At 38.7% G+C, this 238-nt stretch carries 1 pseudogene; it reads right to left on the reverse strand.

The features are described 5' to 3' along the window. Positions 1–20 precede the first annotated feature (20 nt). Positions 21–238, reverse strand: a pseudogene (locus tag ACRHOZ_RS21425) (PorP/SprF family type IX secretion system membrane protein); the annotation flags it as partial.

Consider the following 238-nt stretch of genomic DNA (forward strand, 5'->3'; position numbering starts at 1 on the left):
TTGTTTTGTAATCGAGCAAGTTACAGGTCGTTCTCAGTAAGACTTAGATTTTCTTGTGGAATGCTGGCAGATGAAACCAAATCAAGTTCGTCATCCAACAACACACGATTTGCAGTTAGGTTGGGTGTAAAGGAATAAGCAAGGGAAACTGCATGGCTAACACCAAAGTTTTCAAAGTTGCTGGACAATCCTTTTTCTACCATATAGCGAATGGAAAGGTTCTTGTTTAAATTGAAAC

The sequence above is a fragment of the Flagellimonas flava genome, assembly GCF_050617915.1.
In the GTDB taxonomy this organism is placed as follows: domain Bacteria; phylum Bacteroidota; class Bacteroidia; order Flavobacteriales; family Flavobacteriaceae; genus Flagellimonas; species Flagellimonas flava_A.